This is a genomic window from Frateuria sp. (assembly GCF_035695185.1).
GTDB lineage: Bacteria > Pseudomonadota > Gammaproteobacteria > Xanthomonadales > Rhodanobacteraceae > Frateuria_A.
Genome location: NZ_DASSES010000046.1, coordinates 1 through 26,483 on the forward strand (window position 1 = coordinate 1; position 26,483 = coordinate 26,483).

General features: G+C 69.5%; 17 protein-coding genes. 12 read left to right on the forward strand and 5 right to left on the reverse strand.

Annotated features, from left to right (window positions below; genetic code table 11):
* Both VFH59_RS03370 and VFH59_RS03375 read right to left on the reverse strand, forming a co-directional pair.
* The coding region (locus tag VFH59_RS03370; protein ID WP_325163475.1) for a GTP-binding protein at positions 1–750 on the reverse strand (750 nt) is incomplete at its 3' end.
* Positions 751–946: 196 nt separating this feature from the next.
* Entirely contained in the window at positions 947–2,344 is a 1,398-nt protein-coding gene (locus tag VFH59_RS03375; RefSeq protein WP_325163476.1) for a GntP family permease, read from the reverse strand.
* Positions 2,345–2,557: 213 nt separating this feature from the next.
* Here VFH59_RS03375 and VFH59_RS03380 point away from each other — a divergent pair, with 213 nt between their 5' ends.
* The 3 genes from VFH59_RS03380 (at position 2,558) to VFH59_RS03390 (ending at position 9,434) form a co-directional block, all read left to right on the forward strand.
* Positions 2,558–4,783, forward strand: a complete 2,226-nt coding sequence (locus VFH59_RS03380) for a TonB-dependent receptor (protein WP_325163477.1) — start codon at positions 2,558–2,560, stop codon at positions 4,781–4,783.
* A gap of 137 nt (positions 4,784–4,920) precedes the next feature.
* Complete coding sequence (locus tag VFH59_RS03385; RefSeq protein ID WP_325163478.1) at positions 4,921–5,943, forward strand: PHB depolymerase family esterase; 1,023 nt, start codon at positions 4,921–4,923, stop codon at positions 5,941–5,943.
* Between the two features lie 185 nt (positions 5,944–6,128).
* Positions 6,129–9,434 carry a hybrid sensor histidine kinase/response regulator gene (locus tag VFH59_RS03390; RefSeq protein ID WP_325163479.1) on the forward strand — a complete coding sequence of 1,102 codons (3,306 nt, stop codon included), beginning with the start codon at positions 6,129–6,131 and terminating at the stop codon, positions 9,432–9,434.
* A 67-nt stretch (positions 9,435–9,501) separates the two neighbouring features.
* On the opposite strand, the gene VFH59_RS03395 is transcribed toward VFH59_RS03390, so the two are convergent.
* Both VFH59_RS03395 and VFH59_RS03400 read right to left on the reverse strand, forming a co-directional pair.
* Positions 9,502–10,062 (reverse strand): isochorismatase family cysteine hydrolase, encoded by a 561-nt coding sequence (locus tag VFH59_RS03395; RefSeq protein ID WP_325163480.1) that lies wholly within the window; start codon positions 10,060–10,062, stop codon positions 9,502–9,504.
* 13 nt (positions 10,063–10,075) lie between these two features.
* A complete protein-coding gene (locus VFH59_RS03400) occupies positions 10,076–10,630 on the reverse strand; it encodes a YaeQ family protein (RefSeq protein ID WP_325163481.1) in 555 nt (184 codons plus the stop codon).
* A 60-nt stretch (positions 10,631–10,690) separates the two neighbouring features.
* Between VFH59_RS03400 and VFH59_RS03405 the strand changes: the two genes are divergently transcribed.
* Positions 10,691–11,566, forward strand: a complete 876-nt coding sequence (locus VFH59_RS03405; RefSeq protein ID WP_325163482.1) for a pseudouridine synthase — start codon at positions 10,691–10,693, stop codon at positions 11,564–11,566.
* Positions 11,567–11,618: 52 nt separating this feature from the next.
* On the opposite strand, the gene VFH59_RS03410 is transcribed toward VFH59_RS03405, so the two are convergent.
* Positions 11,619–12,278, reverse strand: coding sequence for a response regulator transcription factor (locus VFH59_RS03410; RefSeq protein WP_325163491.1), 660 nt, complete (start codon positions 12,276–12,278; stop codon positions 11,619–11,621).
* Positions 12,279–12,468: 190 nt separating this feature from the next.
* Here VFH59_RS03410 and VFH59_RS03415 point away from each other — a divergent pair, with 190 nt between their 5' ends.
* From VFH59_RS03415 to VFH59_RS03450, 8 genes are all read left to right on the forward strand, one after another.
* On the forward strand, positions 12,469–14,301 hold the full coding sequence (locus VFH59_RS03415) for a 3-hydroxybutyrate oligomer hydrolase family protein (protein WP_325163483.1): 1,833 nt from the start codon (positions 12,469–12,471) through the stop codon (positions 14,299–14,301).
* Between the two features lie 74 nt (positions 14,302–14,375).
* Positions 14,376–15,425 (forward strand): LacI family DNA-binding transcriptional regulator, encoded by a 1,050-nt coding sequence (locus VFH59_RS03420; RefSeq protein WP_325163484.1) that lies wholly within the window; start codon positions 14,376–14,378, stop codon positions 15,423–15,425.
* Positions 15,426–15,576: 151 nt separating this feature from the next.
* Positions 15,577–18,123, forward strand: coding sequence for a TonB-dependent receptor (locus VFH59_RS03425; RefSeq protein ID WP_325163485.1), 2,547 nt, complete (start codon positions 15,577–15,579; stop codon positions 18,121–18,123).
* A 90-nt stretch (positions 18,124–18,213) separates the two neighbouring features.
* Positions 18,214–20,484: a glycosyl hydrolase family 95 catalytic domain-containing protein gene (locus VFH59_RS03430; protein ID WP_325163486.1), complete on the forward strand. Its 2,271-nt coding sequence runs from the start codon at positions 18,214–18,216 to the stop codon at positions 20,482–20,484.
* A 44-nt stretch (positions 20,485–20,528) separates the two neighbouring features.
* On the forward strand, positions 20,529–22,829 hold the full coding sequence (locus tag VFH59_RS03435; protein ID WP_325163487.1) for a glycoside hydrolase family 65 protein: 2,301 nt from the start codon (positions 20,529–20,531) through the stop codon (positions 22,827–22,829).
* The gene (locus VFH59_RS03440; RefSeq protein ID WP_325163488.1) at positions 22,826–23,905 is read left to right on the forward strand and encodes an alpha/beta hydrolase; all 1,080 of its coding nucleotides are present in this window, start codon (positions 22,826–22,828) and stop codon (positions 23,903–23,905) included. Before VFH59_RS03435 ends, VFH59_RS03440 begins: the two co-directional genes overlap by 4 nt.
* On the forward strand, positions 23,902–25,587 hold the full coding sequence (locus VFH59_RS03445; RefSeq protein ID WP_325163489.1) for a trehalase family glycosidase: 1,686 nt from the start codon (positions 23,902–23,904) through the stop codon (positions 25,585–25,587). The genes VFH59_RS03440 and VFH59_RS03445 overlap by 4 nt, the downstream gene beginning before the upstream one ends.
* Positions 25,588–25,663: 76 nt before the next feature.
* Positions 25,664–26,173, forward strand: a complete 510-nt coding sequence (locus VFH59_RS03450) for a peptidylprolyl isomerase (protein WP_325163490.1) — start codon at positions 25,664–25,666, stop codon at positions 26,171–26,173.
* Positions 26,174–26,483 lie beyond the last annotated feature (310 nt).

Consider the following 26,483-nt stretch of genomic DNA (forward strand, 5'->3'; position numbering starts at 1 on the left):
GCCCTGGCGCTTCTTGCCGTGGCGGTCGATCACCGCGACCGGCATGTTCTTCTTCAGCGTGCCGCGCTGGATGCGGCCGATGCCGATCACGCCGACGAAGTTGTTGTAGTCGAGCTGGCTGATGCGCATCTGGAACGGGCCTTCCGGGTCGACCTCCGGCTTGGGCGCGTGCTGCATGATCGCTTCGTACAGCGGGGTCATGTCGCCTTCGCGGGCGTTCTCGTCCAGCGAGGCGTAGCCGTTCAGCGCCGAGGCGTAGACGATCGGGAATTCCATCTGCTCGGGCGTGGCGCCCAGGCGGTCGAACAGGTCCCACACCTGCTCCACCACCCACTCCGGACGCGCGCCGGGGCGGTCGATCTTGTTCACCACCACGATCGGCTTGAAGCCCATCGCGAAGGCCTTCTGGGTGACGAAGCGGGTCTGTGGCATCGGGCCGTCCATCGCATCGACCAGGATCAGCACGGTGTCGACCATCGACAGCACGCGCTCGACCTCGCCGCCGAAGTCGGCGTGGCCCGGGGTGTCGACGATGTTGATGCGGTTGCCCTGCCAGCTGATGGCGGTGTTCTTGGCCAGGATGGTGATGCCGCGTTCCTTTTCCTGGTCGTTGGAGTCCATCACGCGCTCGGCCAGTACCGTGCGTTCGGACAGCGTGCCCGACTGCTTCAGCAGCTGGTCGACGAGAGTGGTCTTGCCATGGTCGACGTGGGCGACGATGGCGATATTGCGCAGTTTTTCGATGGACATGGCACAGGCCCGGGCGGCGCTGGGTAAGCCGCCACGTGAAGTTTCGGAGGAATTAACCCAAGGATTATACGGGTTTGCCGTCCAACTTGCCCGTGCCGCGGATGAACGCCCGGGACCGGCCCGGCAAGCGGTACGGGCGCGGCCTCGCGCGACCGCGTGCCGACGGCTGCGTCCGGGGGCGCCCGTGCCGGTCGGGCTAGACCAGCCCCGTCAGTGCGAACAGTGCGATCACCACGAACACGGCGAGGGTCTTGACCACGGTGATCGCGAAGATGTCGCGGTAGGCCTGCCGGTGCGTCAGCCCGGTCACCGCCAGCAGGGTGATCACCGCGCCGTTGTGCGGCAGGGTGTCCATGCCGCCCGAGGCCATCGCGGCCACGCGGTGCAGCACCTCCATCGGAATGCCGGCCGCCTGCGCGTTGGCAATGAACGTGTGTGCCATCGCCGCCAGCGCGATGCCCATGCCGCCGGACGCCGAGCCGGTGATGCCGGCCAGCGCGGTGACGGTGACCGCCTCGTTGACCAGCGGGTGGGGGATCGCGTGCAGCCCGTCGGCCACCAGCTTGAAGCCGGGCAGGGCCGCGATCACCGCACCGAAGCCGTATTCCGACGCGGTGTTCATCGAGGCGAGCAGGGCGCCACCGACGGCGCTGCGGCTGCCTTCGGCGAAGCGCGCGACCACCGGCCGCCAGGCGAACGCCAGCACGCACAGGATGCCGGCCAGCAACGCGCCCTCCACCGCCCAGATCGCGGCGACCTTGGAGACCTGCTGCACCACCGGCTCGGCCGGCCCCACCACGCTGGGCGCGAACGAGGCGGTCGGGCCGTAGGCGCGCGGGATCCAGTCGGTGAACAGCTTGTTGGCCACGCCGACGAGCACCAGCGGCAGCAGCGCGACCAGCGGATGGGCGAGCCTGCCGTGCCCGAACGGCGCCGGCTCGTTGGCGAGGTCGGTGCCGTAGCCCTCGCCCGCGGCGGCGGCCTTGCGCCGGCGCGACTCCAGGTAGGCGAGGCCCGCGAGGAGGATGAATACCGAACCGATCGTGCCCAGCCATGGCGCCGCCCAGGCGGTGGTGCCGAAAAAGGCGGTCGGGATGATGTTCTGGATCTGCGGCGTGCCCGGCAGCGAGTCCATGGTGAAGGTGAACGCGCCCAGCGCGATGGTGCCCGGGATCAGCCGCTTGGGAATGTCGCTGGCGCGGAACAGCTCCGCTGCGAACGGGTAGACCGCGAACACCACCACGAACAGCGACACGCCGCCGTAGGTCAGCAGCGCGCATACCAGCACGATCGAGAGGATCGCCCGGCCGCGTCCGACCAGGCCGATGGTCGCCGCCACGATGGCCTTGGAGAAGCCGGACAGCTCGATCAGCTTGCCGAACACCGCACCGAGCATGAACACCGGGAAATAGAGCTTGAGGAAGCCCACCATCCGGTCCATGAACAGGCCGGTGAACATCGGCGCCACCAGCGCCGGGTCGGTCAGCAGCACGGCGCCCAGCGCCGCGACCGGCGCGAACAGGATGACGCTGTAGCCGCGGTAGGCGGCCATCATCAGGAACGCCAGCGCGGCCAGTACGATCAGGAATGCCATCGAGCCTTTTCCCCCGGCGGCACGTTCCAGCGCCGCGATCTGCGAATGCCCGGCGAGTATCGGTCGCGCCCCGGGGGCCGGGCACTGTACGAAGGTACAAGTGCCCCGCCTGGTTCCCCTGCCTAGGATCCGTGCATCACACGGCATCCATCGTCGATGGCTGCGTCCTCATGGCAACCCTCGACGGTTGCGATCAGAAGGGAAGGGGGAGTCATGCAACGCACGCATCTGAGTCTGGCCATCGGGACGGTGATCGGCATGGCCTTCGCCATGCCGGCGCTGGCGCAGCAGTCCGTGGGCACGCCGCCGCAGGAAGCCGGCAAGCCGGTCAACGCGAAGCAGCTCGAGCAGGTGACGGTCACCGCGCGCAAGCGCGAGGAAACCCTGCAGGACGTGCCGATCGCGGTCAGCGCCTTCACCGCGCAGGCGCTCGAAAAGCAGAACGTGCAGAACCTTTCCGACCTGCAGGGCAAAGTGCCTTCGCTGCAGATCTACGCCGCGCGCGGCTCCAACACCACGCTCACCGCCTACATCCGCGGCGTCGGCCAGGCCGACCCGACCTGGGGCTTCGACCCGGGCGTGGGCATCTATCTCGACGACGTCTATCTCGCCCGCCCGCAAGGCGCGGTGCTGGACGTCTTCGACGTCAGCCGCATCGAGGTGCTGCGCGGCCCGCAGGGCACGCTCTATGGCAAGAACACCATCGGCGGCGCGATCAAGTACGTCTCCAACCCGTTGCCGGTGAAGACCGAAGGCTCGGTGGAAGTCACCGCCGGCACGCACGGCGAGAAGGACGTCAAGGCGAGCCTGGGCGGGGCCAGCGCCGACCAGGTGTGGCGTGGCCGTATCGCCTACGCCAGCGGCCACAACGACGGCTTCGGCCAGGACATCCTCACCGGCAGCCGCAACGGCAACAAGAACACCAACGCCGCCCGGGCGACGATCGGGTTCTTCCCTTCCAGCCAGTTCAACATGCAGCTGTCGGTCGACGGTGTGCGGGACAACTCCAACCCGCGCGGCGCCAAGATGCTCGCCGTCAACGTGCTCGACCCGGCCTACCCGCCGCTGGACAGCGATTTCGACACCCGCAGCGGCTTCGCCCAGCTCAACCACACCAAGCTCTACGGCACCGCGCTGACGATGAACTGGATCGCCAGCGAGGACTGGTCGCTGAAGTCGGTCACCGCCGTGCGTGGCTCCTACACCGACACCAACATCGACTTCGACACCTTGCCGGAGAAGATCGCGGACGTGAACGCGGTCTACAGCGACCACCAGTTCAGCCAGGAATTCCAGGCCAACTACGACGCCGGCGGCACCGTGCACGGCGTGTTCGGCGTGTACTACTTCGACGGCACCGCCAATGGCCACATCCACAACATCTTCCTCGGCTCGCCCCCGTACTCCACGCTGGGCCTGACCCAGTACGGCGGCACCGGTGGCAGCATGGGCACCAAGAGCTATGCCGGCTACGGCGACTTCACCTGGGACATCAGCCCCAGCTGGAGCCTGGACGTCGGCCTGCGCTATACGCATGAAACCAAGAGCGCGCTGATCCAGAACTTCGGCTACTCGGACGACACCTTCACCACCCCGATCGCCACGCTGGCCGACTTCAGCGGCTCCCACGCGACCAACAACGTCTCGCCGAAGGTTTCGCTGGACTGGAGCGTGAGCGACCAGGTCAAGCTGTACGCCAGCTATTCGGAGGGCTTCCACTCCGGCGGCTACAACATCCGCGCCAACTGCGTGGCGATCCCGGACTCGTGCCGACCGATCGACGACGAGAAAGTGCAGTCGTTCGAACTGGGCAGCAAGATGAGCTTCTTCGACGACGCGCTGATGATGAACACGGCGCTGTTCCACAATGTCTACTCCGACATCCAGCTGTCGGTGTTCAGCTCCTACACCTTGCCCAACGGCAGCCAGGGCTTCTTCGGTGACTTCACCAACGCGGGCAAGGGCCACATCGACGGCCTGGAGGAAGAATTCGCCTGGAAGCCTTCCGAAAACTGGACGCTGCGCGGCAACGTCGCCTACCTGCACACCAAGTACACCGAGTACATGAGTGGCGGGGTCAACATCGCCGACCAGCAGAAGTTCACCAACGCGCCCAAGTGGTCCGGTGGACTGTCGCTGGAGAACACCACGCCGCTGTCCAGCGGCGGCAGCATCTCGGCCCGGGTCAACTACACCTACCAGACCATGGTCTATCCCGAGACCACGCTGTCGCCGCTGATCGCGCAGCCGGCGTACGGCCTGTGGAACGCCGGCGTCATCTGGCAGATCAACGAGCCCTGGTCGCTCAGCCTGCAGGGCACCAACCTGGCCAACAAGTCCTACCGCACCACCGGCTACAACGTCGGCGTGCTGGGCATCTACACGGGCTTCTACGGTGCGCCGAGGATGGTCACGCTGAGCGCGAAGTACGCGTTCTGACGCCGCCCCTTTTCCTGCAGCAGGAGAGGTGCCGGGACAGCCTCTCCCCGCCACCCGGCGCCTTTCCTGCCTGCCGGAAACGTCATCCTGCAGGAGCGCACCTGTGCGCTCCCACGAAAAAAATGCCGGAGCTCGACATGCGCAAGACCCTCGGCCTGCTGGCCGCCTTGCTCGCCACCACGCTCACCCACGCGGCCGACGCTCCGGCATTGCCGAGGTTGAAGCTCGACCCCACGCGCGTCGCCGTGGCCGGCCTGTCCGCCGGTGCCTACATGGCTACCCAGGCGCAGATCGCCTACCCGGAAGTCTTCCATGGCGCCGCCCTCGTGGCCGGCGGCCCGTACGGCTGTGCCGGCGGGCAGCTCGCCAGCGCGCTCGGCAGCTGCATGAAGGGCACGCCGGCACCGGACGTGGACACGCTGGTCGCCCGTGCGCGCAAGCTGTCGGACGCCGGAAGCATCGGCAAGCTTGCCGAGCTGGCCAATGCACGCGTCTATCTGCTGCACGGCAAGGACGATGCCCTGGTCGCCCCGGTGGTAGCCGAAGCCGGCGCGCGGTTCTATGAAACGCTGCGCGACCGGGTGCCGGGCCTGAAGCGCATGCAGGTGCACGACGACGGCGGGCGCGCCTTTGCGCACAACCTGCCGGTGGCAGGCAAGGGCGACGACTGCGGCAAGTCGGTGTCGCCGTTCCTGGGCCACTGCGGCTTCGATGCGGCAGGCGCCATCTTCACCGAACTGTTCGGCCAGCCGACCCGCACCGTCGCCGCTCCGCGCGGCAAGCTGCGCACGTTTGACCAGAACGCGCTACGCCCCGGCGGCAAGGATGCCTTCCTCGCCGACGAGGGCTACCTCTACCTGCCGCCATCCTGTGCCGCCGGCAAGCCCTGCGGCCTGCTGGTCGCGTTGCACGGCTGCAAGCAGAACGCCCAGGCGGTGGGCGAGGCGTTCGTGCGCGACGCCGGCTTCAACCGCTGGGCCGACGCCTACGACGTGGCCGTGCTGTACCCTCAGACACGCGCGAGCTTCGCGCCCTTGAATCCGCAGGCATGCTGGGACTGGTGGGGATATTCCGGAGCCGACTACGACACGCGCGAGGGCGTGCAATTGCGCTGGCTGGTCGATGCCGTGCGCGCGCTGGGTCTGCCACCCAGCCGATGATCCGTTCTGCTCCCTCTCCGCTGCGGGGAGAGGACCGGGGCTTGCCATGATGTTGCCGGGGTTCAAGGAAGTGCCCTCGAGGTTCTGCAGCCTTGCGCTGCCGGGCGGCATGAGCGTCGTTCCCCGCGAGCCCCGGCCCCTCGCCCCAACCCTCTCCCCGGCGGGGAGAGGGAGCTGATCGCGCGATGCCCAGTCCCACCCTGATCGCCCTCGCCGCCGCCTGCTGGCTCGGGTTGCTGTTCGGTGTCGCGCTGCTCGGCGAGCGGCGCCCGCGGCTGTTCGAGAAGCGCTGGGCGATCGTCTACGCGCTGTCGCTGGCGATCCACTGCACCTCGTGGACCTTTTACGGCACGGTGACCCAGGCCAGCCGCTCGGGCTGGTGGCTGCCGCCCACCTTCGTCGGCGCGATCCTGATGTACCTGCTGGCGATCGCCGTACTGCGGCGACTGGTGGAACTCGCGCGCGAATACAACGCCGGCTCCCTGGCCGACCTGATCGCGGTGCGGCTGGGCCGTCACTCGGGACTGGCGGCGCTGGTCACCGCGGTCGTCGTGCTGGGCATCGTCCCTTACATCGCGCTGCAGCTCAAAGCCGTGGCGATGAGCTACATGCTGCTCAGCCACGGCCAGCTGGCCGAGTCCGAACCATGGCAGGACAGCGCCCTGTACATCGCCCTGCTGATGGCGCTGTTCGCGATGCTGTTCGGCACCCGTCGCGCCAGTACCACCGCGCACAACCGCGGACTGGTACTGGCGATGGCGTTCGAGTCGCTGTTCAAGCTCGGCGCCATGCTGGCGCTGGGCTCGCTGTTGCTGGCGCCGTTGCCGCCCGGCCTGCCGCCGCCGGTGGCGGTGCCGCACGAGGCCAACGGTTTTCCCGCGCTGATCCTGCTCGGCGCGCTGGCGATGTTCACGCTGCCGCACCAGTTCCACGCCGGCGTGGTCGAGTGCCGCGACGGCAGCCACCTGCGCACGGCGCGCTGGCTGTTCCCGCTGTACATGCTGCTGATCGCGCTGCCGATCCTGCCGCTGGCAAAGCTCGGCGATGCGTGGCTGGGGCCCAGCGGCGTGCCGTCCGACCTTTACGTACTCGCCCTGCCGCTGGCGCGCGAACAGCACGGGCTGGCGCTGGTGGCCTTCCTCGGCGGCCTGAGCGCCGCCACCAGCATGGTGGTGGTCGCCACGCTCGCGCTCAGCCTGATGATCGTCAACCACTTCATCGCCCCGCTGCGGGTACGCGCCGGCTGGGGCCGCGACGAGCGCGGCGACCTGCGCGGCGAGGTGATCAATCAGCGCCGGGTGGCGATCGTGGTGGTGATCCTGCTGGCCTGGGGCTACAGCCGGGTGCTGGCCAGTCACGAGGCACTGGCCGACATCGGCGCCATCTCGTTCTCTGCGCTGGCCGGGCTCGCGCCGGCCTTGCTGGCCGCCGTCTACCGGCCGCAGGTGGGGCCGCGGGCGGTCACCGCGGGCCTGGCCTGCGGCACGCTGGTCTGGCTCTACGTGGTGCTGCCCTCACTGTGGCCGGCGATGCCGGCCGGTTTGCTGCACGGACCGCTCGGGCTCGCCTGGCTGTCGCCCGGGCAGTTGCTCGGACTGGGCGAATGGAGCCAGCTCGGGCGTGCCGTGGTGCTGAGCCTGGCGGCCAACCTGGCGGTGATGTGGCTGGTGGCCCAGTCGCGCTACGGCCAGGCCGCGCGCGTGGTGGGTGTCGGCGACGTCGGGGTCGCCGAGTTGCGCGCGCTGGCCGAGCGCTTCCTGCCGCCGGAGCGCGTGGAGCACCTGTTCGCCACGGCACCGGCGCAGGGGGCAGCCGGGCATGCGCGGGTCGATGCCGTCGAGCACGAACTGGCCGCGGTGATCGGCGCGGCCTCGGCGCGGCTGCTGCTGGAAGTGGTGCACCGGCAGGGCCGCGCGCAGCTCGACACCGTCGCGGCCATCGTCGGCGAGGCCACCCAGGACCTGCGCTTCAACCAGCGCGTGCTGGAAGCGGCGCTCGAGAACATGAGCCAGGGCATCTGCGTGGTCGACGCGGAGTTGCGCGTGGTCGCCTGGAACCGGTGCTACGCGGAGCTGTTCCAGTACCCGGCGGGCATGCTGCAGGTCGGCCGCCCGGTGGCCGACCTCACCCGCTTCATCATCGGCGAGGGGCTGATCGGCGCAGGCGACGTGGAGGCGCGGGTGCAGCGCCGGCTCACCCACATGCAGGCCGGCACCCGGCATCTGTCCGAGCGGCGCTTTCCCGACGGCACGATCGTGGAGATCCGTGGCAACCCGATGCCCGGTGGCGGGTTCGTCGCCACCTTCACCGACGTCACCGCATTCCGCCGGGCCGAAGAGGCCCTGAGGAGCGCCAACGAAACGCTCGAGCTGCGGGTGGAGGAACGCACCCGTGCGCTGGCGGCCGCCAGCGCCGAGGCGCAGCGCGCCAACGAGGCCAAGAGCCGCTTCCTGGCCGCGGTCACGCATGACCTGATGCAGCCGCTGCACGCGGCGCAGCTGTTCGCGCACACCCTGACCGAGCACGGTGCCGACGCCACCATCGCCGGCAATCTCAATGGCGCGCTGGCGGCGACCGAGGGCCTGCTCGCCGGGCTGCTCGACATCGCGCGGCTGGAAGGCGGCCGCCTGCAACCGCAGCCGCGTACTTTCCCGCTGGCCGAAGTGCTCGACCCGCTGGCTGCGGAGTTCGGTGCGATCGCGCAGGACCGTGGCGTACGGCTGGACGTGGTCGGCACCCGCGCCTGGGTGCAGTCCGACCCGCAGCTGCTGCGCCGCGTGCTGCAGAATTTCCTTTCCAACGCCCTGCGCCATGCCGGACGTGGCCGCGTGCTGCTGGGCGTGCGCCGCTGCGGCACGCAGCTGCGGGTGGAGGTGTGGGATACCGGGCCGGGCATTGCGCCGGAGGAGCGCGTGATGATCTTCCAGGAGTTCCGCCGCGGCAGCGCGGCGGGCGGGCAGGGGCTGGGCCTGGGCCTGTCGATCGCCCAGCGCATGGCCGGCCTGCTCGGACATCCGCTGGGGCTGCGCTCGTGGCCGGGACGCGGCAGCGTGTTCGACCTGGGCGTGCCGCTCGCACGGACGCCGGCCGCACCGCCCGCGACCACGGCCGTGCCCCAGCCGCTGCCGGCCGGCCGGGCGCTGGTGCTGGACAACGAGCCGGCCGCGCTTGCCGCGCTGACCGCGCTGCTCACCAGCTGGGGCTGGCAGGTGCATGCCGCGCGCGATCCGGCGCAGGCACTGGCGGCGCCGTGGCAGCCGGACCTGCACATCCTCGACTACCACCTCGATGCCGGCCGCACCGGCTGGGAGGTATGGCGCGAACTGAGCGTACGTCGTCCGGACGTGCCGACGGTCATGCTCACGGCCGACCGTGACGGCGAGCTGCGCCAGCGCCTGCTGGAGGCGGGAATCGGCGTGCTGTACAAGCCGCTCAAGCCGCTGGCGCTGCGGCAGTTGCTGCAGCGGGTGACCGCGGCGGTGCGGGTGTAGGAGCGCCGTTGCGCAAGCGCATCCGTGTGCGACCCTCGCGGCGAACACGGTCGCGCACAGTGCGCTCCTACAGGGTGGCCACCCAGGCCGCGATCGTCTGCACGGTCGCCTGGCGGGGAAACACTTTTCCGGTCAGCACTCGGTGTACTTCCGGGTCGGCGTCGGCGCAACCGTCGGACAGCACGGTGAGGCGGTAGTCCATGTCCGCCGCCAGGCGCACGGTCGAGAGCACCACCCCGCTGGTGGCCACGCCGGCCAGCACCAGCGCCTCGATGCCGGCTGCGCGCAGCACCACGTCCAGGTCACTGCCGGCGAACGCGCCGACACGGCGCTTGGTGACCACCACGTCCTGCGGCTGTACCTCGAGCGAGGGATGGATGGCGCTCTTCGGATCGTCCTCGCGCAGGCGTCCGGTCTGCCGGATGCTGGAGAACATCATGTTGCGCGGCGACACCTCTGGATAGCCGGGCCGGAAGCAGACCCGCACCCAGACCACCGGCAGGCCGGCCCGCCGTGCGGCGGCAAGCGCGGTGCGGATGCGATCGAGCAGGCCTTCGTCCGGATAGTTCTGCAGGATCGCTTCCTGCAGGTCCATCAACAGCAGCGCGGTGCGGGGCCCGGCGGGCATGGCGTCTTCCTCCTCAGGCGGCGGCGTATTCGCCCATGCGGGCGCGTGGCCGTACCGCGACGGTCGTGTCGCCGCTGATCAGCTGGAGCTCGCCGTCCTGGACCAGGCACTGCAACCTCATGCCGCGTTCGCACAGCGCGGCGAGCTGGCGCACGGTGGCCTCGTCGATGTCGAGCACGGTCAGGTTCGCGTGGCGCGCGAGCGAGGGGCCGATCTTGTCCCACCAGATGTCGCCGGCGCGTCCTCCGTAGTTGACGACCACCACCTGGCGCGCCTTGCCGCAGGCCTTGCGGATCCGCGCCTCGTCCGGCTGGCCGAGCTCGATCCACTGCTCGATCTCCTCGGTGTACGCGCGCCGCCACAGTGCCGGCTCGTCCTCGTCGCTCAGGCCCTTGCCGAACTCCAGCCGCTCGTCGGCATGCAGCGCGAAGGCGAGCAGGCGCACCATCAGCCTTTCCTCGGTTTCCGATGGATGGCGCGCGAGGGTCAGCGCGTGCGTGGCGTAGTAATGCCGGTCCATGTCGCTGATCGACAGCTCGGCCTTGTGGATGGTGGCGTTGAGGGCCATGGGCGTGCCTGGTGCGGGTAATCGGCCATTGTACGCGGCGGCCGGCGCTAAGCTGGGCGGATGACCCACGCCCCCGCCCCCAGCACCGTGCACCTGCCCCCGGGCGACTGGACGACCGCGCTCGACGGCCTTTGCGCCTGCTTCCCGCGCATTGCCCGCGCGCAGTGGCTGGACCGGGTGCGCCGTGGCCGCGTGCTGGACGCCCGCGACACGCCGATCGACGAGCACACGCCCTACCGCCCCGGCATGAAGCTGCGGTACTTCCGCGAGGTGGAGAACGAGCCGGTGATCCCCGGCGAGGAGGTGGTCCTGCATGCCGACGAGCACCTGGTGGTGGCCGACAAGCCGCACTTCCTGCCGGTGCTCCCGGCCGGCGGCTACGTGCAGCAGACCCTGCTGGCGCGGCTCGTTCGGCGGCTGGACAACCCGGCGCTGGTGCCGCTGCACCGGCTCGATCGCGAGACCGCCGGGCTGGTGCTGTTCTCGGCGCGGCCGGCCACGCGCGACGCCTATCTCGCGCTTTTCCGGGAGCGGCGCATCGCCAAGCGTTACGAGGCGCTGGCCGCGCCGCTGCCGGAGCTGGCCTTCCCGCACGTGCGCCGCTCGCGGCTGGAGGCGGGCGAGCCGTTCTTCCGCATGCGGGAAGGGGAGGGCGAGGCCAACAGCGAAACGCGCGTGGAGGTGATCGAGCGCGGCGCGTCGCTGTGGCGCTACGCGCTCGAGCCACATACCGGACGCAAGCACCAGCTGCGCGTGCACATGGCGGCGCTCGGCGCGCCGATCCGCAACGACCGGTTGTATCCGCGGCTGCAGCCCCGTGGCGTCGAGGACTTCGGTCGGCCGCTGCAGCTGCTGGCGCGCGGGCTGGCGTTCGTCGATCCGCTGAACGGGCAGGTGCGGGAGTTCAACAGCAGCCTGTCGCTCGATCCCTTGTAGGAGTGCACCCGTGCGGCAGCGGCATGCGCCGTGGTCGCGCGGGGGAGCGCGCCTACAAGACGCGGGTGGGCTCGCCCAGGTCGAGCGAACGCAGCAGCAATCCGGCCTGGGTGCGGTTGCGCACGCCCAGCTTCTCGAAAATGGCGGTCACGTGGGCCTTGACCGTGCGTTCCTGGATCGCCAGGCGATCGGCGATCTGCTTGTTGAGCAGGCCTTCGCCGATCAGCGCCAGCACGCGGTACTGCTGCTCCGTCAGGCGCGCCAGGCGGGCGGCGAGGTCGGTGTCCCGCGGGTCGGGGGCGAGCGTTTCGACCGCCCTGGCGAGGTCCGGCGGGATCCAGGTGCCGCAATCGAGGACGGCGCGGATCGCTTCGCCGATCTGCGCCGGACTGGCGCTCTTGGGGATGAAGCCCGCGGCGCCGTGGTCGAGCACGCGCCGCACCGTGCGCGGTTCGTCGTGCGCCGAGACGACCAGCACCGCCACGCCCGGATGCTGGCCGCGCAATGCGGCCAGGCCGGACAGGCCCTGGCTGCCGGGCATGTGCAGGTCGAGCAGCACGAGATCGGTGTCGGGCGCCGCGGTGAGCGCGGCGAGGACATCGGCAAGGTCGGCCGCCTCACTGACGGCGCAGCCGTGCACGCAGGCGATCGCCGCCTGCCGCAGCGCGGCGCGGAACAGCGGATGGTCGTCGGCGATCAGCAGGGAAGGCATGGCCATGCAAAGTAGCGGGCGCGCGCCTTCGCGTCGAGTTCACTCCCCTGTGGGAGCGAGCCCGGCGCGATCGCCCGTGGTGGGGCCGCGCCATCCCGGTCCCCGCGCCACGCCTGCGATCGCGCACAAGGCGTGCGCCTACCGACCTTCGTACGATGGCAGCTGCGCGCGCGCTTGCTAAGGTGCCCGGATGAACGCGTTCCTGAAGCGCCTGACCCTGTTGCTGGTGCCGGCCCTGGCCGGCGGTGCCGCTCACGCCGCGGCGGTGGAGCCTGCCATGTCCTCCCTCGATTTCGTGCCGGGCGAAGTGCGCGTCACCGCGCACCGCGACCATGACGACCTGCTCAGTGCCGGGCTGGGCCTTGCCGGCCTTGCCGGGGCGCCGGTGCCGTTCGCCGACCCGGCCCATCCGACCGCGGAGGAGTTGCGCCGCCGCGCGATCCAGATGAGCTGGAAAGGCATCGCCGACCTCGGCCCACTGGGCGGTTATGGCCAGGCCTATGGGCGCGTGCCCGCCGTGCCCGGGCGGGAGTACCAGGCCTTCGCCTGGATTCCAGGCGCGCACCAGCCCCATCGCGTGCTGCTGCAGGCGCCGGACGGATTCGACAGGGACCGGCGCTGCCTGGTGGTCACCGCCTCGTCCGGATCGCGTGGCATCTACGGCGCGATCGCGCTGGCCGGTGCCTGGGGCCTGCCCAGGGGCTGCGCGGTGGCCTACACCGACAAGGGCGCCGGCAGCGGCTTCTTCGACTACGCCGACGACAGCGGCGTGGCGCTGGATGGCCGGCGTGCCAGGCGCGGCGAGGCACCACTGGAATTTACCCCGCCCCCCGCGCCGGGCGGTGCGGGCATCGCCGTCAAGCACCTGCACTCGGGCGACAATCCGGAGGCCGACTGGGGGCGCCACGTGCTGCAGGCGGCGCGTTTCGGGCTGGCCATGCTCGATCGCGCCTATCCGGAGCTGGCGCCGTTCACGCCGCAGAACACCCGCATCATCGCCACCGGCCTCTCCAACGGCGGCGGCGCCGTGCTGCAGGCCGCCGGCCTGGACGACGAGCGCCTGCTCGACGGCGTCGTCGCGCTGGAGCCCAACGTGCAACTGGCGGGGCGGGGTCGCAAGCTCTACGACTACGTCACCGAGGCGGCGATCTGGCTGCCCTGCGCGCTGACCGACCCGCGTTTCGACGCGGTGCCGTTCGCCCGCGCGCCGATGACCGGGGGGTGGCCGCAGCGTTGCGCCAGCCTGCATGCGCAGGGCCAGGTCCAGGCCGGCACGCCCGCGGCGCAGGCGGCCGAGGCCTACGAGCGCCTGCGCGCGTCGGGCTGGACCGATGCGGCCATGCAGGTGGCCGCCACGACGACCGCGTTCGACCTGTGGCGCGCGATCGCTGCCGGATACGCCTCGGCCTATCTGCGCCGCGGCCCGGCCGACATGCCCTGCGGTTTCGGCTATGCGGCGGCCAGGGCGGACGGTACGCCCGGCGTGGGCGATGCGGCCACGCGCGCGGCCTGGTGGTCGGACAGCGCCGGCATCCCGCCCGGCAACGGCATCGGCCTGTTCGGCGGCACGGACGGTTCGGCCGATCCGACGCTGGCAGGCGAGCAATGCCTGCGCGCGCTGTGGGAGGGGGATGGCGCCACCGCCCGGGCACTGCATGCGGGCGTCGAGGCGACCGTCGCGCGCCTGCCGCGCGCGGACCTGCCGCTGTGGGTGGTGCACGGTGCCGACGACGGCCTGCTGCCGACCGCCTTCACCTCCGAGCCCTACGTCGCCTGGCTGCGTGCCGAAGGCCGCCACCCGCTGTACTGGAAGGTGCCGCACGCGCAGCACTTCGATGCCTTCCTGCCGTTGCCGGGCTTCGGCGAGCGCCACCTGCCGCTGCTGCCGTACGGCTATGCCGCGCTGGACCGTCTGTGGGCGCACCTGTACGGCAACGCGCCGTGGCCGACCGACATCGCCACGCCCGTGGGGCATCCGCGCGGCGCGCAGGCACTCACGCGGGCGGCGCTCGACCTGGAGTAGCCGTCGGCGCGCTTGTGCGCGGCCGGCACAGCACGCATAGTCGGGCGCCATCAGCTGTCGAAGCAGGACGCGCCATGCGGGTTCGCCTGGAAGATGTGGCACGCGCCGCGGGGGTGTCGCCCAAGACCGTCTCCCGCGTGCTCAACGATGAAGCGAACGTGCGTGCGCCCACGCGCGAGAAGGTGCTGGCGGCGATGGCGGCGATGGACTATCGCCCGCACCAGTCGGCACGCAGCCTGGCGAGCAACCGCTCGTTCCTGATCGCGATGCTCTACGACAATCCCTCGTCGAACTACCTCACCGAGATCCAGGCCGGCGTGCTCGAGGCCTGCGACCTGCACCACTACAGCATGATGGTGCGGCCGCTGCACATGGAGGAGGCGGATTTCGTCGAGCGCGTCGACCGGCTGATCTCGCACCATCGTCCCGACGGCCTGGTGCTGACCCCGCCGATCACCGACCACCCCGCGCTGCTGCAGCGCCTGCACGAGCGGCGCGTGCTCTACGCCAGCGTCTCCCCGATCGACCATGCGGGCACGATCGGCGCCTTCATCGACGAGCCCGAAGCAGCGCGCCGGATGATGGCGACCTTGCTGGCGCTGGGGCACCGGCGCATCGCGCACGTCATCGGCCACCCCGATCACGGCGCCAGCCAGTGGCGGCTGGCCGGGTACCGGGCGGCGCTGGCCGAGGCCGGCCTGCCGTCCGATCCGGAGCTGGAGGTGGCGGGCGATTTCTCCTTCGGCAGCGGCGTGGCCGCGGCGCGGCGGCTGTTCTCGTTGCCGCACGGACGCGGGCCCACCGCGGTGTTCGCCGCTAACGACGACATGGCCGCCGGCGTGATCTGGGCGGCGGGCGAACATGGCCTGTCGGTGCCAGAGGACGTCTCGGTCTGCGGCTTCGACGACACGCCGATCGCCCGCCAGATCTGGCCTACGCTCACCACCATCCACCAGCCCAGCCGGGAGATGGGGCGGATCGCCGCGCTGCAGTTGCTCGACAGCCTGCGCGGCCGTGGCCCGGGCGCGATGGTGCAGGCCCCGTTTTCGCTGGAGCTGCGGGAGTCCACCGCCCCGGCAGCCACGTGCAGGGACGACGGAGGCATTTGCTGCAAGGCGAATTGACAGCGCTGTCAAAGCAGGGCAAACATGTGCGCGCTCGCGGCAAGATGCCGCAGGCGCAAGGCACACAAGCGGGGCGCAACAAAGGCGAAGCGGCAGGGCTGCTTGCGCGGTCCGAGCCGTCTGAACATCACTTATGCGGGGAGCGAAGCTGATGAACAAGCACGTGCGACTGGCCTTATCCGCGGCGATTGCCGCCTGCCTCCTGCCCAGCCTTGCGCTGGCGCAGAACGACGACCAGGCGCAGGACACCGCGCCGCAAACCAACGCCGCGCCACCGGCGAACGCCCAGGCGCAACAGCAGAAGCCCAGCGCCGCCAACGCCAAGAACCTCGAGCAGGTGGTGGTGACCGGCAATACCGCCACCGGTGGCTTGCGCAAGATCGATACCAGCTATTCGGTGACGACGGCGACCGCCGAGCAGATCCGCATGGCCAATCCCAAGAGCACGGCCGACCTGCTCAAGATCTCACCGGGCCTGTGGCCCGAGTCCACCGGCGGCCAGACCGGCGCCAACATCGAGATCGCCGGCTTCCCGGGCGGCGGCGACGCGCCGTACTTCAGCACGCAGATGATGGGCTCGCCGCTGTACGGCATGCCGACGCTGTCGTTCTTCGAGACCACCTCGATCTTCCGCCTGGACGACACCGTCGACCGCACCGAGATCGTGCAGGGCGGCCCGTCGGTGGTGTTCGGCGACGGCCAGATCGGCGCGACCGCCAACTTCATCCTCAAGCAGGGCACCGAGGTGCCTTCCGGCAGCATCGGCGTCACCTACGGCAACGAGAACCTCAAGCGCGTCGACGGCTTCTTTGGGTTCCCGATCGCCAAGGACTGGTACGGCAGCGTCGGTGGCTTCTACCGCGACTCGGACGGCGTGCGTGATCCGCAGTTCCCCGCCGACAAGGGCGGCCAGCTCACCGGCACGCTGACCCACGACAGCGACAACGGCTCGATGACGCTGTACGCGCGCTACCTGGACGACAAGAACCAGTTCATCACGCCGATTCCGCTGCTGCAGAGCGGCACGGACAACTTCCACGCCTATCCGGGCTTCGATCCGCTGACCGACACCTACAACAGCAAGTACATCCAGCACGTGAACCTTCCCGGCTACCCGGGCGGCGGTACCAGCGCCGACCTCGCCGACGGCCGCGGCGCGAAGTTCGCCTTCTTCGGCGGCAACTTCGACTACGACCTGGGCAACGGCTGGAACCTGTCGGACAAGTTCCTGGTCGACGGCGGCGACGTCGACACCAATGCGCTGTTCTCGGGCACCAACCCCGGCAGCCTCAACGACATGCTCTACACCGACCAGAGCGAGATCGGCGCCTTCAATCTCGCGCCGGGCTCGGCGACCGCCACCTACGTGGACGGTGGCGCGGTCGATCCCAACCAGAGCGTGATCCACCAGGGCTGGTGGTTCATCCACAAGCACCTGAAGAACATCAACAACGATTTCCGGCTGAGCAAGGAAATCTTCGACGGCAACACGCTCACCGCCGGCCTGTACCTGGCGCACTACACGATGGACGACAAGTGGGCCCTGGGTAACCAGATGCTCATGACCAACACGCCCAACGCACGCCCGATCACAGTCAGCTATGTCGATGCCAACGGGGTCAACCAGCTGACCGACAGCCAGGGCTTCCTCGACTACGGCGGCTTCAACATCGCCCAGCACGGCACCGCCAACAACAAGGCGTTCTACCTGTCGGACATCTGGCGCGTCGGCAAATGGTTGATCGACCTCTCCGGCCGCGTCGAAAACCAGAATGCCGTCAACAACGTCTGCAACCTGACCAACGTCAACCTGGACGGCAACGACAGCACGATCTACGACAACTCGGTGCCGGTGTGCGACGGCACGTTCGCGCATACCCGCTACGACAAGACCCACCCGTCGTGGACCTTCGGCGTGAACTACGAGATCGCCGACAACATGAGCGTGTACTTCCGCGCCAACCGCGGCGCGCACTTCGACGACTTCGACAACGGCATCCGTGGCAACACCACCGGCAATACCGCGCCGATCCAGAAGATCCAGAACTTCGAGGGCGGCTTCAAGTACCAGAGCGATCAGTTCTACGCCGACATCACCGTGTATCACCGCCAGTTCAACGGCCTGCTTTACCAGCCGACCGACGCGGCCGGCGTGCCGAACGGGCCGCAGAGCACCTACGGGTCCGATTCGAAGGGCGTGAACCTCAATACCGCCTGGAGCCCGATCGAGCACCTGAAGTTCCAGCTGGTCGGCAACTACCTGGACGGCCATTACTCGCACAACCGTTCGTGCCTGCCCTACACCAACCCGGTCGCCGGCAACGGTTGCGCGAACATCAACGGCGTGCAGCTGCAGCGTCAGCCGAAGGTGCGCTACATGTTCACGCCCAGCTACGACATCCCGTTCGGCTGGGGCGACGTGCTGGCCTTCGTGACCTTCACCCACGTCGGCGCGCACACGCAGGACATTTCCGGCCTGCAGCAGCTGGGCAGCTACCACACCTGGGACTTCGGCGTGGTCGCGAATATCCAGCAGAGCTGGCAGGTGCGCCTGCAGGGCACCAACATGACCAACGAGCTGGGTCTCACCGAGAGCAACTCGCGCATCTTCGGTTCGGCCGCCGGCACCACCGGCGTGATCCTGGCCCGTCCGCTGGAAGGCCGCGAGGTCAACCTGCAGGTGAAGTACCTGTTCTGATGAGGATGTTCTGATTCGACCCCGGATCGCCTGCGCCCGCTTCCCCGGCGGGCGCAGGCGCTTTTTTTCCGATCCAGCCGCGGAGGCGCGATGAAGCCCGGTCGCCTGCTTGCCTGCCTTTGCCGGGACGCGTTGGTTCCGGTTGCGTTGCTCCTCGTCGCGGCCGGCCCGGCGCCGGCACGCGCCGCCACCGACCCGAGCTTCCTGTTCACCGCCACCGCCGGGGACTTCGGCAGCTACTTTCCGAGCTACCTGGCCAACGGCTACTTCTCCACCATGACCTCGCCGCGCGGCACCGAGCCCGACGCCGCGTACATGGTCGCGTTCATGGACTACAAGCCGGGCGACATCTCGCGTCCGGCAGCGATTCCCGGCTGGAGCGAGATCGACTACAACCCGGGCGGCGGCTGGCTCAACCGTACCCGGCTGGACCCGGGCATCTTCCAGGACTACGCGCAGACGCTGGACATGCACGGCGCCACGCTGACCACGCACTACCGCTTCCGCTACGCCAACAAGGCCAGCGACGTGGAGGTCACCACTTTCGTCAGCCAGGCCGCGCCGCACCTGGCCGCCACGCAGATCGCCATCACGCCGCAGTTCGATGGTCCGGTCCAGCTGAGTTTCCCGCTGCGGCTGTGGTCCGAGCACCAGCCACGCTTCCCGATCGCCAGCATGGGCGGCGAGCAGATGATCGCGGCGGTGATCGCCAGCGGCCAGACCCTGGACAACAAGCCGGTGCCCACGCCCGACCGTGCCCCGGTCTGGTATCCGGGTCATACGCAGGTGCTGTCGGCCGATGGCGACACCAGGGCGCTGACGCTCGAGTTGAAGGGCAGGGCCGTGCAGGGGCTGGGCATGGTGGAGGCGGCCGCGATCGGCCTGCCCGCAGGCCTCTCGCCCGATGCGGTGAAGCTGGAACGCTCGCCGACGAAGCTGTCGCTGGAGATCACCGCGACCCTGCACAAGGGGCGGCGCTACGTGTTCACCAAATACCTGGCGCTCTCGCGCGAGGGCTGGGACGATCACGGCGACGTGCTCGCCATGGCGGATGCCGCGCGCACGACCGGCTTCGACCGCCTGCTGGCCGAACACCAGGCGGCATGGCACAAGCTGTGGCAGTCCGACATCGTGATCGAAGGCAAGCCGGCAGTGCAGAAGGCGGTCCACTCGGACCTCTACTACCTGCTGTCCAATTCCACCGTCGGTACCGCCTGGCCGATGGGCGCCTGCGCGCTGACGCCGAACTATGCCGGCCACGCGTTCTGGGACAGCGACTCGTGGGTGTTCCCGGCGCTGCTGCTGCTGCACCCGGAGCGCGCCCGGCCGATCGTGATGTTCCGCGACCGCACCACGGCACCGGCGCGGGCGCGCGCCCGCCAGTACGGCGTGGCGGGCACCATGTACCCGTGGGAAGCCGATCCGCAGACCGGCGTGGACGTCACCCCGCACTTCGCCTGGGAGGTCTACCGCGAGGTGCACGTCAATGCCGACATCGCCATATCGCAGTGGCAGTACTACCTCGCGACGGGCGACAAGGACTGGCTCAGGACCAGCGCCTGGCCGGTGCTCGAGGGCATCGCCACGTTCTGGACCAGCCGGGTCACCTACGACAAGGCGCACGACCGCTACGAGATCCACCACGTCACCTCGCCCGACGAGGCCTACAACGACGTACCGAACGACTCGTTCACCAATGCCGCCGCGCGCAAGGCGCTCGAAATCGCGGTGAAGGCGGCGCGCGTGGTCGGCGCCCGGGCCGATCCGCGCTGGAGCGAGATCGCCGCCAAGATGTACATCCCGTTCGACGGGTCCGCGCAACGCCACCTGGACTTCGACAAGTCGGTGCCGCACGACAAGATCACCTGGATGGGTTCGTCGCTGGTCTGGCTGATGTACCCCAACCTGGACCTGCCGATGTCGCCGCAGGTACGCCGCAACGACTTCGCGTTCCAGTTGCAGGCACTGAAGAGCCACGGCGACGACCCGAACGAGATGATGATGGTGATGATGGCCGTCGGGGCCGCGGAGCTGGGCGATGCGACGGCGGCCGGTGCGTGGATCGACCGCAACCTGGTCGGGTTCCTCAAGCCGCCGTTCAACGTCCGCACCGAGACGGCGGCCAACAATGCCGGTTACATCCTGGCCACGTCGGCCGGCTTCCTGCAGAGCATGCTCTATGGACTCACCGGCCTGCGCATCGACGACGACGGCCTGAGCGAGAAGTACGCGCCGGTGCTGCCGCCGGGCTGGGCCGGGCTGACGCTCAAGGGCGTGCATTTCCGCGGGCAGCGCTTCGACGTGCACGTCGGTCGTGACGCCGGCGGCAAGGCGAAGCTGGTGCGTGAGGCCTCGCCGTGAGCGTAAACGCGCCCCGGTCCTGCACGGGGTGCGCTCCTGCAGGCTTGCTGTCGGGGAGGGGCCCACTCGAGGGCCTCGCCCTGTGGCTGCTGTGGCTGATCGCCTGCGCTGCGCTCGCGCTCTCCGCACCCGCGGCCGCGACCGACCCCGGTTTTCTGCTGACCGCGACGTCGCGGGATTTCCCGAGCTACTTTCCCACCCAGCTCGGCAACGGCTACTTCACCACGTTCAGCGCGCCGCGCGGTACCGAGGACAACCTGAGCTACATGGTCGCCTTCATGGACTACGCCAGGGGCGACGTCTCCCGCCCCGCGGCGGTTCCCGGCTGGAGCGGCATCGACTACAGCACCGGCAACTCGCAGGCCGGCCACTTCTGGCTGAACCAGGTCGCGCTCGATCCGGCGGTGTTTGCGGACTACCGGCAGGTTCTGGACCTGCACGACGGCACGCTGACCACGCGCTACCGCTACGACGACCACGGGCGCGCCACGCGCATCGAGGTCGTCACGCTGGTCAGCCAGGCCTCCCCGCACCTGGCGGCGACGCAACTGTCGATCACCCCGGAGTTCGACGGCGAGGTGGAGCTGTCCTTCCCGCTGGCGCTGTGGGCGCCGCACCAGCCGCGCTTCGACCTGGCGAAGCTCACCGGGGAGCAGATGCAGGAGGCGGTGGCGGCGAACAACCTCAAGCTCGAGGCGATTCCCCCGGCCACCGCGGATCGTGCACCGCTGTGGTACCACGGCGACACCCACGTGCTCGACGCGCACGGCGATGCGAAGGCGCTGACCCTGTCGCTGGACGGTCGCGCCGAACAGGGACTGGGCATGGCCGAGGCGGTCGCGGTGGCGCTGCCGGCGGGGCTCGGCCCGACCCATGCAAGCGTCTACCGCAGCCCGTGGCGGTTTTCGCTCGAGCTGAAAGCGAAAGTGCGCAGGGGCCGGACCTACACCTTCGGCAAGTTCGTCGCGCTGTCGCGCGAGGGCTGGGGTGGCGACGCGCAGGCGGACCTGGCGCTGGTCCGCAAGGCACGGGGGGAAGGCTTTGCGCAGCTACGCGAGGCCCACGTTGCCGCCTGGCACGATCTGTGGCGCTCGGACATCCTCATCGAGGGTGATCCACAGATGCAAAAGGTGGTCCATTCGGACCTCTATTACCTGTTGTCCAACACCACGCCGGGTACCGCCTGGCCGAGCGGCGCGTGTGGCCTGACGCCGGGCTACACCGGGCACGTGTTCTGGGACAACGACACCTGGGTATTCCCGGCACTGCTGCCGCTGCATCCCGAGCGGGCGCGCTCGCTGATCGATTTCCGCAGCCGCACCCTGCCGGCGGCGCAGGCCCGCGCCCAGGCGCGCGGGCTGCGCGGCGCGATGTACCCGTGGGAGTCCGATCCGCAGCACGGCACCGAACAGACGCCGCACCCGGCCTACGTGCTGGGCGAGCGCGAGATCCACGTCAACGCCGACGTCGCCATCGCGCAGTGGCAGTACTGGCTGGCCAGCGGCGACAAGGACTGGCTGCGCAGCCATGGCTGGCCGGTGATCCGCGCGGTGGCCGACTTCTGGGCCAGCCGCGCGACCTGGGAGCCCGGGCGCGGGCGCTACGAGATCCGGCACGTCACCTCGGTGGACGAGGACTACAACGACGTGCCCAACGACACCTTCACCAATGTCTCCGCGCGCAAGGCGCTGCGCCTGGCGGCTGAGGCCGCCGTGGTGCTTGGCGAAACAGCCGATCCCCGATGGGCGCAGGTGGCCGGCAGGCTGTACATCCCGTTCGACGCGTCGGCGGGCCATCACCTGGACTTCGATCCGTCGGTGCCGCACGACATCGATTCCTGGGGCGGCAGTTCGTTGCCGATGCTCGCCTACCCCTCGCTCGACCTGTCGATGGATCGCACCGTGCGGCAGCGCGACTACGACTATGCGATGGCGCCGATCACACGCTCGCATCGCGATCCCAACAGCATGGGCCTGGCGCCGATGGCGATCTACGCCGCCACGCTCGGGGATGCCGCCGAGGCCAACGCCTGGTTCCAGCGCAACCGCCATGCCGGCGTGATACATCCTCCCTTCAACGTGCGTACGGAGACGCCGAACAACAACACCGGCTACTTCATCACCGCCGCGGGTGGCCTGCTGCAGACCATCGAGTACGGTTTCACCGGCCTGCGGCTGCGGCCCGATGGCCTGGTCGAGGCCTATCCGCCGATCCTGCCGCCCGCGTGGCATGCCTTCACGCTGACCCACGTCGCCTTTCGCGGCGCGTACTACGACATCCGCGTCAGCCGTGGCCGCGATGGTCGCGCCGTGCTCACGCGCCGGCCCGTGCAGGCCACGCCATGAATGCCCGCGCCATGGTGCTGGCCCTGCTGTCATGGCTGCTGCCTGCCGCGGCATGGGCCGCGGACCAGGCAGGCATCAAGCCCGACGGCACGGTGACCGCCGCCTCGGTGGCGATTCCCTATTCGCGCTTCGCCTCGCCGCAGGCGCGCGCGTTCTTCCCGAAAATGCTCGCCGCCGGTGCCCAGGCGCCGCCGCTGACCGCACCGATCGAGCAGAGCCGGCGCTTCTACGACCGCCTCAACAGCGACCGCTCCGCGCGCATGCGCAAGCTTTATCCGGTCACCGTCCGCCACGACACCATCGCCGGCGTCGGTGCCGACGTGGTGCTGCCGGCGCAGGGCGTGAGCGCAGCCAATCGTCACCGCGTGCTGATCAACCTGCACGGCGGGGCGTTCCTGTGGGGCGCCGGCAGCGGCGGGCTGGTCGAGGCGATCCCGATCGCCAGCCTGGGTCGCATCCGGGTCATCACGCTGGACTATCGCCAGGGACCGGAGCACGCCTTCCCGGCCGCCAGCGAGGACGTCGAAGCGGTCTACCGCAAACTGCTGGAGACTTATCGCCCGGAGGAGATCGGCATCTACGGCTGCTCCGCCGGCGGCATCCTCACCGGCGAGGCGGTGGCCCGCTTGATCGCCGACCACGTGCCGGTGCCCGGCGCGATCGGCACCTTCTGCGGCTCGCTGGTGACCATCGCCGGCGACTCGGCCTACGTGGGGCCGCTGCTCAACGGCCAGGGCGTGCCGGCAGAGCCGCTGGACCTGGCCACCCTGCCGTACTTCCGCGGCACCGACGCCAACGACCCGATGGTGCAGCCGGGCCTTTCGCCCGGGTTGCTGAAGCATTTCCCGCCCACCCTGCTGATCACCGGCACGCGCGACATGGCGATGAGTGCGGTGGTGCACAGCCAGGCGCTGCTGGCCCAGGCCGGCGTCGCGGCCGAGTTGCACGTGTGGGAAGGCATGTGGCATTCGTTTTTCTCCGACCCCGAACTGCCCGAATCCAGGCAGGCCTACCGCACCATCGTGGCGTTCTTCGAGCGCCACCTCGCCCCACCGCAAGAGGAAGCCCATCCATGAAGACCCGTCCGCGGATCGTTTCCCTGCTCGGCGCCACCGCGCTGGTCCTTTCCACTGCGGCCGGCGCCGCGACGCCAAGTCCCGCCCGGACGCAGGCGTACATCCACAAGGCCTGGGACACCCTCACGCGCTCGCTGGAGGACTGCTCGGCGCTGCACGATCCGAAGATGGACGCGCGCCCGGTGCTCTACCTGCCGGCGGACCTCCCCAAGCCGGGAGGCATCGACGAGGTCGCCAGCCGTTGCAAGGTCGAGGTGCGCACGCTGCCCCGGCGCATCGAGCGGCTGGGCGCCCTGATGCCCTCGGCGCTCCCGGCCGAGGGCCTGCTCTACCTGCCCAGGCCGTACGTGGTGCCGGGAGGGCAGTTCAACGAGATGTACGGTTGGGACAGCTATTTCATCCAGCTGGGCCTGCTCGCCGACCACCGCGACGCCCTGGCGCGCGACATGACCGAGAACATGCTGTTCGAGGTCGAGCACTACGGCGGCGTGCTCAACGCCAACCGCTCCTACTACCTGACCCGCTCGCAGCCGCCGTTCCTGAGCCGCATGGTGTCCGATGTGCTGGCGGCGCCCGGCGCCTTCAAAAGCGAGGCCGCGCGCCACGCCTGGCTGGCGCATGCCTATCCGCTGGTGGTGGCGAACTACCGCATCTGGACGCGGCCCGAGCACCGCGCGGGTGAGACCGGGCTCGCGCGCTACTTCGACCTGGGGCAGGGCCCGGTGCCGGAAATGCACGGCAGCGAGTACTACCGGGGCGTGATCGCCTGGGTGTTGGCGCATCCGAAGCAGGATCCCGGCTACCTGGTGAAAGCCTCCGAGCACCCGGACGCGGCCGAGGCGGCGAAGCTCAAGGCCGCCAGCTGCGACGTCCAGGCATCCATGGTCTGTGCCGGGGCCTGGGCCAGGGGGTATCGCCTGAGTGCCGACTACTACCTGGGCGACCGCGCGATGCGCGAGTCGGGCTTCGACACCAACTTCCACTTCGGTCCCTACGGCGGCACCACGCACCACTACGCCGGCGTGGGCCTCAACAGCCTGCTCTACCGCTATGAGCGCGACCTGCACGACCTGGCCCTGCAACTGGGCAAGGTGGCCGAGGCGCAGCAGTGGGCCGACGCGGCGGCGCGCCGCAAGGCGGCCATGGACAAGTACCTGTGGCGGCCGGGGCAGGGCATGTACATGGACTACGACTTCATCGCCGGCAAGCCATCCACCCAGCCCTACGTCACCACGTACTGGCCGCTGTGGGCCGGGCTCGCCTCCAAGGCACAGGCCGCCGCGCTGGCGAAGCACCTGGCGGTGTTCGAGCGCAAGGGTGGCCTGTCGATGGACAACCTGAGCAGCGGTGCGCAGTGGGACGAGCCGTTCGGCTGGGCGCCCACCAACTGGCTGGCGATCTCGGGGCTGGACGCCTACGGCTTCCACGGCGACGCACGACGCCTCGCGCGCAAGTTCATGGGCACGGTGGAAACCGGCTTCGCCCATGACGGCACCATCCGCGAGAAATACAACATGGCGCTCGGCAACGCGGACGTCAGGATCACCGCCGGCTACACCACGAACGTGATCGGCTTCGGCTGGACCAACGCGGTCTACCTCAAGCTGCACCAGTTGCTGCAGGGCGCGCCTGCGCCGGCGCCCGTCGTCGAGCACGGCACGAAGACGCCCGCGCTGCACTGAGCGGACCATTCACTGGCGACGGCCGGCCGCTGCGCTATCCTTGCCGGCCTTTTCGCTCCAGCCCCTCAGGATTGCCATGACCATCAACGTCACGTTCGATACCAATCGCGGCCCCATCCACTTGCGCCTGCACGAAGACAAGGCGCCGGTGACCGTCGCGAGTTTTGTCAATCTCGCACGCAGGGGCTACTATGACGGGCTGTCGTTCCACCGCGTCATCAACGACTTCATGATCCAGGGCGGCTGCCCGCTGGGCACCGGCACCGGCGGCCCGGGCTATAAGTTCGAGGACGAGTTCCATCCCTCGCTGCGCCACGACAAGCCGGGCGTGCTGTCGATGGCCAACGCCGGTCCCGGCACGAACGGCAGCCAGTTCTTCATCACCCACGGGCCGACCCCGTGGCTGGATGGCAAGCACAGCGTGTTCGGCGAAGTCGTCGGCGGTGACGACCAGAAGGTGGTCAACGCCATCCGCCAGGGCGACATCATCGAGCGGGTGGCCGTCGAGGGTGACGTCGACGCGCTGATGGCGGCCCAGGCCGACCGTATCAAGGAGTGGAACGAGAAGCTCGACCAGCGCGGCTGAGGGCCGGGCCCGCCTGGTGTTCCCAAGCTCCTCCGGCGTGTCGTAGCGGGAGAGGGGCCGTTTCGCGCGTTGCCGCGAAATGGCCCTGGCGGTCGGGTGCCGTCCCTGGAACGCCTCGCGCCCCGGCGGCGGCGTCGGCGGCGTCCTTCGGGCCGCGTGCTAAAATCCGCCGGTTACCTCACCCCCACCTTCCCGAGGAAGCCATGCCCCAGCTCGCCCAGCGTGTCGGCCGCGCCAAGCCCAGCGCGATCATGGTCATCGCCGAGAAGGCCAGGCAGTTGAAGGCGCAGGGCAGGGACATCATCAGCTT

What these genes read in the sequence shown, in the direction of transcription:
- VFH59_RS03445 (WP_325163489.1), top strand. Translation starts at nt 23,902, where the DNA reads ATGAAGACCCGTCCGCGGATCGTTTCCCTGCTCGGCGCCACCGCGCTG.
- VFH59_RS03405 (WP_325163482.1), top strand. Translation starts at nt 10,691, where the DNA reads ATGACCCACGCCCCCGCCCCCAGCACCGTGCACCTGCCCCCGGGCGAC.
- VFH59_RS03375 (WP_325163476.1), bottom strand. Translation starts at nt 2,344, where the DNA reads ATGGCATTCCTGATCGTACTGGCCGCGCTGGCGTTCCTGATGATGGCC.
- VFH59_RS03395 (WP_325163480.1), bottom strand. Translation starts at nt 10,062, where the DNA reads ATGCCCGCCGGGCCCCGCACCGCGCTGCTGTTGATGGACCTGCAGGAA.
- VFH59_RS03410 (WP_325163491.1), bottom strand. Translation starts at nt 12,278, where the DNA reads ATGCCTTCCCTGCTGATCGCCGACGACCATCCGCTGTTCCGCGCCGCG.
- VFH59_RS03415 (WP_325163483.1), top strand. Translation starts at nt 12,469, where the DNA reads ATGAACGCGTTCCTGAAGCGCCTGACCCTGTTGCTGGTGCCGGCCCTG.
- VFH59_RS03385 (WP_325163478.1), top strand. Translation starts at nt 4,921, where the DNA reads ATGCGCAAGACCCTCGGCCTGCTGGCCGCCTTGCTCGCCACCACGCTC.
- VFH59_RS03450 (WP_325163490.1), top strand. Translation starts at nt 25,664, where the DNA reads ATGACCATCAACGTCACGTTCGATACCAATCGCGGCCCCATCCACTTG.
- VFH59_RS03430 (WP_325163486.1), top strand. Translation starts at nt 18,214, where the DNA reads ATGAAGCCCGGTCGCCTGCTTGCCTGCCTTTGCCGGGACGCGTTGGTT.
- VFH59_RS03425 (WP_325163485.1), top strand. Translation starts at nt 15,577, where the DNA reads ATGAACAAGCACGTGCGACTGGCCTTATCCGCGGCGATTGCCGCCTGC.
- VFH59_RS03400 (WP_325163481.1), bottom strand. Translation starts at nt 10,630, where the DNA reads ATGGCCCTCAACGCCACCATCCACAAGGCCGAGCTGTCGATCAGCGAC.
- VFH59_RS03420 (WP_325163484.1), top strand. Translation starts at nt 14,376, where the DNA reads ATGCGGGTTCGCCTGGAAGATGTGGCACGCGCCGCGGGGGTGTCGCCC.
- VFH59_RS03380 (WP_325163477.1), top strand. Translation starts at nt 2,558, where the DNA reads ATGCAACGCACGCATCTGAGTCTGGCCATCGGGACGGTGATCGGCATG.
- VFH59_RS03440 (WP_325163488.1), top strand. Translation starts at nt 22,826, where the DNA reads ATGAATGCCCGCGCCATGGTGCTGGCCCTGCTGTCATGGCTGCTGCCT.
- VFH59_RS03390 (WP_325163479.1), top strand. Translation starts at nt 6,129, where the DNA reads ATGCCCAGTCCCACCCTGATCGCCCTCGCCGCCGCCTGCTGGCTCGGG.